A 9,058-nucleotide genomic window follows, 5' to 3' on the forward strand; every position below is an offset into this window, starting at 1 on the left:
AAGTGATGACGAGACAGCCGATCGGCGCACCGTAAGCCCTGGGCAAAAAAGCGTGCTTGTGCACGAAGCAGTTAGTTGGGAACGGCGCGCGCGGATTCATCATGGCCTGGCTGCAACAGCAGCCCGCTCGCGAGAGGCCGGATACATTTAAGCAGACTGTTCTCGTCGGATCGTCCGCGAACCTTGCACGGACGGGGCGGACCATACATTTTTTGAAAGCACGTCCTGGAGCATGGCCTTGTCCAGGGAGAGGTCGGCGACGAGCTTCTTCAGCTTGCCGTTCTCCTCCTCCAGCTGCCATAGCCGCTTCACCTCCGACGGCATCATCCCGCCATAGCGCTTGCGCCAGGTGTTAGATAAGTCTCCTCCGAGATCCCCGCCTTGCGGCACACCTCCGCGATCGCCGTCCCTTCCTCCGCCTGGCGTAGGATGAAGGCGATCTGCGCGTCCGTGAACTTCGACTTCTTCATCGTCCGTCTCCGTCTCGCGGCCCCATCCTAAACTGGATTTTTCCAGCTCGGGACGGTCCAGGAAACGGGCAGCAGGTCACAAGTTGCCCGCCGCTAATGCAAGCAAGAACCCGGTCCTGGCGAGCGCCCGAGGGTCAGCCATTCGGACGAAAGAACAGCTCTCCGATTGCCTCGGCGGGGACCGGTTGGCCGAACAGGAAACCTTGGGCATGGTCGCAACCCGCCTGCCTAAGCATCGCCGCCTGCCTCTGCGTCTCGACGCCCTCGGCCACGACGGTCAGGCCCACGCCGTGGGCCATGGCGATCACGCCGGCCACAATCGTGGCGTCGCCGCGGTCCAATTCGAGACCTGCGACGAAGCTTCGGTCGATCTTTATGGTGTCGATCGGGAAGCGCTTGAGGTGGATGAGCGATGCGTATCCGGTGCCGAAGTCGTCAAGCGCAACGCGGACCCCGGCTTCGCGGAACTGCCTTAGCACCTCTGCTGCCTGGCATGCATGGCCCTCCACGAGCACGTTCTCAGTAATCTCGACCTCCAGGTATTCAGGCCCGATGCCGCGTTCCGCGAAGTGGCCGACAATGACCCGTGCGATCCCGGGCACAGTGAAGCCCTGCGGCGAGACGTTGATCGCCACGCGCCCGATCGGCAATCCAGCGTCGAGCCACGACCGCATGTCCGCCGCGGCCCTGTGGCAGATTTCCCGCCCGAGGTTCAGCATGGATGTCGCGTCGCCGAACGCGTCGCGGAACGCCTGCGGCGTCAGTATCCCCCTCTGGGGATGGCGCCAGCGGGCCAGGGTTTCAAATCCGATTACGGCGCCCGAGCGGAGATCCACCTTAGGCTGGTAGTATGGCCCGACCTGCCCTAACGCGATGGCGTCATGGAAACCCGCTACGACAGCGTTGCGTCGCTCAACACGTGCCAGCATCTCCGGCTCGAACGCGACGGCCCGGTTCCGTCCGGCTCCCTTTGCCGCGTATAGAGCGAGATCGGCGGCCCGCAGGATCGCCTCCGGAGAGCCGGCGTCGTCGGCTGATGAGGCTATTCCGATGGAGCACCGGACGGCGAAGCGGCTTGCGCCGATGTGCAGGGGTGCCGCAAGGCAGTTCATGATCCGTAGGGCAGCCTCGTCGGGATCGCACCCTCCGTCCAGAAGCAGCGCGAACTCGTCGCCGCCGAGTCTCGCAATCGTGCTTTCCGGGCATGCGTCCCTTAACTTCGACGCGACCATCTTTAGGAGCGTGTCCCCCGCTTCGTGGCCGAGCGTGTCGTTCACCTGCTTGAAGTCGTCGAGATCGATCAGAACGAGGCTGAGGTTACGACCTTTCTCGCAGGCGTCCCGCAGCTTCGCCTTTAGGGCAGCGCGGTTGTACAGGCCGGTGAGCGCATCGTGCTCGGCGGCAAACCGGAGGCGCTCCTCGACCTCGATCCGCGCGGTGATCTCCTTAACGGCGCCGACAACCCGGACGGGACGACTGTCCGCGGACCGGACTAGGCGTGCCCACTCGGCGATCCACACGACGCGTCCAGTCAGCGGCAGGATGAAGCGGTATTCGAGGTGGTAGCCCGGCGCGCAACCTTCGAGCATCGCCTCGAACGCGGCAACCACCTCCTCCCGGTCCTCAGGGTGCACTATGGTCCAGAATGTTTCGTCGGTGACGGGCAGGCACTCCGGCCATTCCATCAGGCGCTTCAGCTCCTGGGACCAGACTGGCTTATAGGTGGCAAGGTCGAGTTCCCAGATGGCAAGCCCCGACGCCGCTACGGCGAGCCTGAGCCGTTCTTCTGTCAGGAAGTCCCGGTCGCCGTCGGGAGTTGAGAGGTGGCCATAGTGCCCATGGGCAAGCCAAGCAGGAAGCGAGGGAATCGCGACCCGCCGGGTTTGCCCGACTGACGCCGATCCGACCGCTTCCGTGGTGAGTGCATTCTGTCCCATGACATAAGAATGCGACATGATCGCTAATTTGGGCTGAATCGCCGTACGCGTTCCGGTCAGCCGGATAGGGCGGCCCAAGTATTGGGTATGCGGCAAGTCCAGGTCACCCCCGTGGCCTCGAAGCAAAGCTCTGCCACGGCGTCGAGCTCATGGGCCACCGCCCGTTCGAGGACCTGGGACCCGAAGCCGCGGCGGGTTCGCGGATAAACGGTCGGGCCCCCACATTCAGTCCAGTTCACCATCAGGACCCCGGACGTGCGACTCCAACCCACCTCGACTCTGCCGCCGTCATCCTTCAGGGCACCGTACTTGACGGCGTTTGTAGCAAGTTCGTGAAATGCCATGCCGAGCATGAGGGCGGCACGGGGCTGCAACCGCAAGTCTTCGCCGGAAACGGACGCGCGCCGACCGTCGAGTTCCCTAACAAACGGTGCCAGCGCACCTTCGACGACGTCCCGCAGGTCCGCACCCGTCCAAGCCTCTTGCGTGAGGATGTCGTGCGACCTCGCCAGCGCTCCCAGGCGGGACTCAATGCCTTGCCGCACCTTGGGTGGCACGCTGGCATCCTTCAGGCCCTGCCAGACGATGGCCTGAGCGGTCGCGAGGCTGTTCTTGACCCTGTGGTTGAGCTCCGCGATGACGATCTCCAGCCGCTCCTTGGCCTCGCGTTCCTCTCGAACGTCCCGCACCTCGATGACCGTGCCCACAGTCCGGGTCGTATCGTCGTAAATGGGGCTTGCCGTAAACGAGACGGGGTAGAAGGTTCCGTCGCGATGGATGAACACTTCCTCCCCGCTGACCTGCATGTCCTCGGGGAACGCGCGGTCAATGGCGCACTCCTCGATCGGGAAATGGCGTCCGTCCGGGTAGGTATGGTGGATCACATCGTGGAGTGGCCGGCCTTGAACCTCCTCCAGGGAGTACCCCGTCAACTTCTCCGCCGCGGCGTTCATGAATGCGCAGTGCTGGCGGTGATCCATCACGAAGATGGCCATTCGTGTGTTGTTGAGGACCGCGTTCAGCCTCCGTTCGCTTTCAGCGAGCGCACGCTCAGTCTGATGCCGCTCGGTGTCGTCGCGGAGCGTCAGGACGGAACCGAGGTGGGTGCCGTCCGGGGCGTGCACGGGTCGGGCGCTGCCGATCGCCAGTGCCTCTGACCCGTCCGGACGACGCACCTTCCACCGCGCCTCGGTGACCGTCTCCAAGTTCAAGACTGCCCGTCCCAGCGGGAGCTCGAGGGGGCCGACCCGACTGCCGTCCTCTGCCATAAGCCCATACCGATCGGCGTAATGATCGGGACCTACTCCCATTTTATCGGTTCCATGGATGCGAATGGCGGCCTCGTTCATGAACGCAATTCTGCCGTCCCGATCAGCCACCACGACGCCTTCGGCGAGCTGGCCGAGGATCGCCTCGCGCTCCGCCGCGAACGCCGACATCTCGGCAAGCGCCACGCGAAGGTTACGCTCCGCCTTGACGCGGTCTGTGACGTCCATAACCGAGACGAGCAACCAGTTAATGCACCCATCGCGGTCGCGCAGAGGCGTGACGTTCTCCGAATAGTGCCGTTCCTGATCCTGGCCTGGCGAGAAGCCGGAGACCTCCACTCCCACCAATGGCTTCCCGGTTTCGAGGACTTGTCGGAAAGCTGCTTCCATTTGGCCACTAATATCGGGGACCACGTCGAATACCGAGAGGCCGTCATGGGCTTCCGGCGCCAGGCCGTTCATCCCAGCCAGCGCCTCGTTCACCCGGACATAGCGAAGCTCGCGGTCGAGCATCGCCATGCCGGCGGGCATGTGTCGGAAGGCTGTCGTGAGTTGCGCGAGCTCTTCTTCTAGGTCCGTATCACGAATGTCCGGGATATTCGAGTACATGCTGCGGCACACCTCCGAAGCGGAGCGTACATCAGAGTGGCGGTGTGGGAAACGAACGAACCGCGGCTGAGGACGACCGGAACCAAAAAATCGCAGCGGCGCTCCGCGACAGGAGAGCGCCATGACCAAGACCTAGACCAGAGGTTCGGGTATAAGTCGCATGATTGGTACAGTCCTCGATCGGAGATCACATGAGCCTTAGCCAACGCTTGGTGCTCTTTGCCGTGCTGGCCATGCTCCCCGTGGCGGCCGTGGTCCTCTATCTCGAGCGCGAGTTGAGGACGGCGCGCGAGGTAGAGGTAACGGAACAGGTAGAACGCCAGACACAGCATGCGGCATCCGAACTGGCGCGTTTGGTTGAGAGCATGCGTACGATGCTCGTCGCCGTCGCGGCGTCTCCAGCCCTAATCGGAGCCCAGCGGGAATGCACCTCCTATCTGGCTGACGTGGTTAGGGAACTCCCGCAGGTCTTCTCGGTTGGGGTGATAGATAGCGAGGGAAACCTTTCCTGCCGCAACCTACCCTTCGAGGGTCGTCCGAACTTCGCCGATCGGGACTACTTCCAGCAGGCGGTTTCGACACGCGAGGTTTACGTTGGCCAATATACTGCGGGCAGGCTCACCGGAAAGGCCGTGCTCCCAATTGCCCAACCTGTGCTCGGGTCCGATGGCGCGGTTACCCGGGTAGTTGTGGTCTTCCTTGACCTCGGCTTCCTCAACAAGGTGGTTGCCCAATGGGGCCTTGCACCTGGGAGTGCACTGACTGTCGCAGACCGCGAGGGGGTGATTCTTGCACGGAATCCCTTACCCGAAAGGTTCGTCGGCACCCGCATACCCGACCCGTTCACGGCGTGGGTGAAAGGGCCGGAGCCGGGCACCGCGCAAGTACGTAGCCAGGACGGCACAGACCGGATTCTCGCCTACATTCCCGCCGCCGCTTCTCCGGCGGTTGGCCTATACGTAAGTTCGGGCGTCGCTGCTGATAACGCTTTTGCGGCCGTTAACAGGGCACGTTATCATATTCTTACCGTGGTCGGGATAGGCTTGGCCGGATCGGTGGCGGGGGCATTCGTCGCCGGACGATACTTCGTGCGGCGTCCGGTAGCCGAACTCGTTGCGATTGCCGACGCCTGGCGCGAGGGTCGGCGAGAGAGCATCGCAGCTGGTCCGTCGGGAACTGAGTTCCGTCAGATCGCGGGATCGCTCGACCGGATGGGCGTGGAGCTTGAGGCACGGGAGCGGAGGCTTCGAGCAATTGTGGCAAGCGCCCCGTATCCGCTCCTGCTCCAAGCCGACAATGGCGAGATCGTTGAGGCCAGCCAGAGCTGGTGGGAACTGTCCGGCCATCCGCCGACGGGATGTGCCCGAGAATGGGTCCGCAACGCCTTCGGCCGGGAGATGGATGCCTCAGAAGATCCCGTCCTGAACCCGTTTACTTTGCATGAGGATGCCAAGGTATCTTACGCGGAGAGGGAGTTTCTCAGGGCTGACGGGCGAGCCCTGGTCTGGGAGTTCGGCGTCGTTCCGCTGGGTAGGCTTCCCGACGGCCGAGCGTTGCGCCTGCTCGCCGGGGCAGACGTGACGGAGCGGAACGCTGCCGCCCGTCGGCGGGAGGTGCTCGTGGCCGAGCTGAATCACCGCGTAAAGAACACGCTCAGCGTCGTCCAGTCGATCGGAATGCAAACGGCCAAGGACATCCCGGGCGGTGAGGAGTTCACCGATAAGTTCACCAGCCGCTTGGCGGCGCTTGCTCGCACGCACGATCTCCTGACCCGTAGTTCGTGGGAGCCAATCGGGTTGGAGGAGATCCTGACGGCCGAACTGTCCCACCTTGCCGAGCCCGGTCGTATCAAACTGTCGGGACCCGACATCACTGTTCCGGCTGACCTTGCCGTCCAACTTTGCCTGATCACGCATGAGATGACGACGAACTCCGTGAAGTACGGCGCCCTTTCCCACAACGGCGGGAGCCTTTCGGTGCGGTGGTGGAAGGCCCAAGGACTTTCTCTCGAATTCGAATGGATCGAGACCGCTTCCCTACCGATAGCAAAGCCGCAGCGGCGAGGTTTCGGTACGAGGCTTATCGAACGCACCGTAGCCTCCATCGGCGAGGGAAGCTCTGAGTTCCGCGAAACCGGACTCCACTTTTCGATGAAGGTCCAACTGAACCACAATAAAGCAGCTGCTGCCTGATAAACGTTTAACTTGCGGCTGCTACTTGTCGGCTGCCTTTTATCTTTGCCGTCGCGACCCAAAACCATTGTGTCGCCCAAGCTCATGGCGGGAGTGACCTGTTGGTCAGGCTCAGCTGCCGCTACGCGGCAAAGGCAGTCTGCCCCGCCCGGCCGCAAGGTCGGCCGCCATCATCTTGGACCGTAGGGGGGTGAGCAAGTCGCTGAGACTGCGTGCCTCTCGATAGCGGCTCTCCTGATATGGGAGCTGCGTGCTGCTGGCGGGCGGCCCGGCGGATTTCCAGCAAGGAGCCGCGCGCCCGCTCCTCCATGGCCCAAAGGGCGACCATGATCTCCACTGTCCAGGTCGCTGTGGGGCTGTCACCGCGCACATGCATATCGAAAAAGGTGCGGCTCAGGTGCGTTCAGCGGGGCGGCGAGCGTGACAGGCTCGCCGGTACAGGCGGGTTCGGCGAGGCGGCGATGGGCGGCAGACGATCGGTCTGTAGCAGGCCGCAGAAGCCGGCGAGATGGCGCTCCAGGCATTCGCCCGCCCGGCTGTCCTCGAAGCGATAGGCTACCATCGGCGGGTAGGTGCCACCGAACGGACGGTCGCGGGCGTAGAGCCTATCCCCCGCGACGGCGGGGGCCGACAGCCACGCTGACTTGGTCTTACCGGCTCCCGGAGCCAGGCTCGGTAAGGTCGTCTAAACGGCGGACACCCGTTCGCCGGAGCGGATGAGGTCAAGGATGCGCTCGGTAAGCGGCTCCAGGTGGAAGCCTACCTTGCCCCTCCAGCCCGCCATGACCGTCCGGCCGAGGTCGACCCGGTCGCGGGTGTAGATGCCATCCTGGCGGTGGAATGGCAGGCCGTCGGCACATTTGGCGACCGCGACATCGGCGAGCAGCCGCTCGGTGGGAAGGCCGCCCTCGATTAGCCGACGTGGCGCCTCGACCTGGACGATGCTCTCGCGGCAGACGGTGAAGGCATAGCACGGGCGGCGTGTGCCGATGACGTGGAAGTAGTCGGGCGGGCACCACGTCGAGCCATTTCGAGATGTCCTCGCCCACTTTGACACGTTCGCAGGCACCGCAGTTGCTGGGTGCCGCCTCCGGCTGGGACAAGAATCACCTAGTCCGCGGCGTTCCGCTACACGGGCGCGCGCGGACGCTTACCCTAGAGCACACCCTGCCGGCGTTGCAGACCACGTGCACGTCGTCTTCTCCAAGGTCGGTCTCGGATGCCCCGATTAACTGCAGCTTCCAGAATAGACACCAGCCGTGCCCCGTAGCCTTAGACACGCAACGACGTACCTCGCCGTAGCTCTTTATGGCGTTCCGAATGCGGAATAACATTGCTAATGTTCGTAGGCACGGACCGGCAACTACGGGTGTTCTTCTGGGCCTTCGCAGCCGGCAGTTTCAGCCGAAAGAACGCTCCTTCCGACAATTCTTTCTGGGCATTTGAATCCAATGAAAGACGATTCAAGATTGTTTCGCCTGATATACGCGAGCACGCCGAGCATCGCATTCGGCACGACCGATCAGCTGGTTGGAGAAATGATTTTTGCGTCCTCGCTTAACAATGCTCGGGTGGGGATAACCGGCCTATTGGTGGCAGATGACAGCTTTTATTTGCAGCTGTTAGAAGGTGACAGGCAAGCGGTGACGGACACATTTTTACGGATCGCGCAGGATTGCCGCCATTCGGGGATACAACTTCTCGACGCCAGCGACCAGCGCGACCGCCTATTTCCGAACTGGGCCATGTCTATGCTCGGAGCTTCTGAGAGCCGGTCTCGGCTGCTAGCGCGCCACCGCAAGTCCGCTATGTTCATTCCGCATGAGTTATCGGCGACTGAGGCTGCTCAGTTTTTCATCGATGTATCAGTGACGGCCTGCACATATCAGGATCTGTGTCCTCGCACCGTAATCTACATCGATTGACGCTGCGCTCATTGCTTGTACGGGGTGGTCTGAACCCTGAAAACTGGAGCGTTCGGAGGTAGAGTTTTCGGCGTGCTGATCCCGGGCTGGGAGGAGCGGAGCCGATGAAGGCATCGAAGTTCACGGACGCCCAGAAGGCGTTCATCCTGAAGCAGGGCGACGAGGGCGTTCCGGTCGCCGAGATCTGTCGGAAGGCGGGGATCAGCCAGGCGACGTACTTCAACTGGAAAAAGAAATACGAGGGGCTGACGCCGCCCGAGATGCGGCGGCTGAAGCAACTTGAGGAGGAGAACGCCAAGCTCAAGAGGCTGGTGGCGGACCTCTCCCTCGACAAGGAGATGCTGCAGGATATCGTCCGCCGAAAAATCTGAGGCCTGGTCGCAAGCGCAAGCTTGTTGACACGGTGCGGGGTGAATGGGGCGTGTCGATCCGGCGAGCCTGCCGGGTCCTCGAACTCGACACGTCGACCTTCCACTACCGCTCGCGTCGGCCCGACCAGGCCGGCCTGAAGGCTCGCATCCGGGAGATCTGCGAGACGCGCGTCCGCTACGGATACAGGCGTGTGCAGGTCCTGCTTCAGCGCGAGGGATGGCAAGTGAACCACAAGAAAACGTACAAGCTTTACAGGGAGTTGGGCCTGCAGCTCCGGAACAAAGT

Annotated in this window: 4 protein-coding genes and 3 pseudogenes; 3 read left to right on the forward strand and 4 right to left on the reverse strand. The window is 62.8% G+C overall.

Annotated elements, in window-relative coordinates:
• Positions 1–210: 210 nt before the first annotated feature.
• The 3 genes and pseudogenes from BUQ68_RS24365 to BUQ68_RS22300 all read right to left on the reverse strand — a co-directional run.
• Positions 211–470 (reverse strand): annotated as a pseudogene (locus BUQ68_RS24365) (transposase); the annotation flags it as partial.
• A 134-nt stretch (positions 471–604) separates the two neighbouring features.
• Complete coding sequence (locus tag BUQ68_RS22295) at positions 605–2,425, reverse strand: putative bifunctional diguanylate cyclase/phosphodiesterase (RefSeq protein ID WP_075218238.1); 1,821 nt, start codon at positions 2,423–2,425, stop codon at positions 605–607.
• A 38-nt stretch (positions 2,426–2,463) separates the two neighbouring features.
• Positions 2,464–4,284: a PAS domain S-box protein gene (locus BUQ68_RS22300; RefSeq protein WP_175577887.1), complete on the reverse strand. Its 1,821-nt coding sequence runs from the start codon at positions 4,282–4,284 to the stop codon at positions 2,464–2,466.
• A gap of 191 nt (positions 4,285–4,475) precedes the next feature.
• Between BUQ68_RS22300 and BUQ68_RS22310 the strand changes: the two genes are divergently transcribed.
• Positions 4,476–6,476: an HWE histidine kinase domain-containing protein gene (locus BUQ68_RS22310; protein ID WP_075218239.1), complete on the forward strand. Its 2,001-nt coding sequence runs from the start codon at positions 4,476–4,478 to the stop codon at positions 6,474–6,476.
• Positions 6,477–6,597: 121 nt separating this feature from the next.
• On the opposite strand, the pseudogene BUQ68_RS24370 reads toward BUQ68_RS22310, so the two are convergent.
• A pseudogene (locus tag BUQ68_RS24370) lies at positions 6,598–7,545 on the reverse strand (IS66 family transposase).
• A gap of 382 nt (positions 7,546–7,927) precedes the next feature.
• Here BUQ68_RS24370 and BUQ68_RS22325 point away from each other — a divergent pair.
• Together BUQ68_RS22325 and BUQ68_RS22980 are read left to right on the forward strand one after the other, a co-directional pair.
• Positions 7,928–8,401 (forward strand): BLUF domain-containing protein, encoded by a 474-nt coding sequence (locus BUQ68_RS22325; RefSeq protein ID WP_083656823.1) that lies wholly within the window; start codon positions 7,928–7,930, stop codon positions 8,399–8,401.
• 104 nt (positions 8,402–8,505) lie between these two features.
• Positions 8,506–9,058, forward strand: a pseudogene (locus BUQ68_RS22980) (transposase); the annotation flags it as partial.

This window comes from Mongoliimonas terrestris (genome assembly GCF_001927285.1).
GTDB lineage: Bacteria > Pseudomonadota > Alphaproteobacteria > Rhizobiales > Pleomorphomonadaceae > Chthonobacter > Chthonobacter terrestris.

What these genes read in the sequence shown, in the direction of transcription:
- BUQ68_RS22300 (WP_175577887.1), bottom strand. Translation starts at nt 4,284, where the DNA reads ATGTACTCGAATATCCCGGACATTCGTGATACGGACCTAGAAGAAGAG.
- BUQ68_RS22325 (WP_083656823.1), top strand. Translation starts at nt 7,928, where the DNA reads ATGAAAGACGATTCAAGATTGTTTCGCCTGATATACGCGAGCACGCCG.
- BUQ68_RS22310 (WP_075218239.1), top strand. Translation starts at nt 4,476, where the DNA reads ATGAGCCTTAGCCAACGCTTGGTGCTCTTTGCCGTGCTGGCCATGCTC.
- BUQ68_RS22295 (WP_075218238.1), bottom strand. Translation starts at nt 2,425, where the DNA reads ATGTCGCATTCTTATGTCATGGGACAGAATGCACTCACCACGGAAGCG.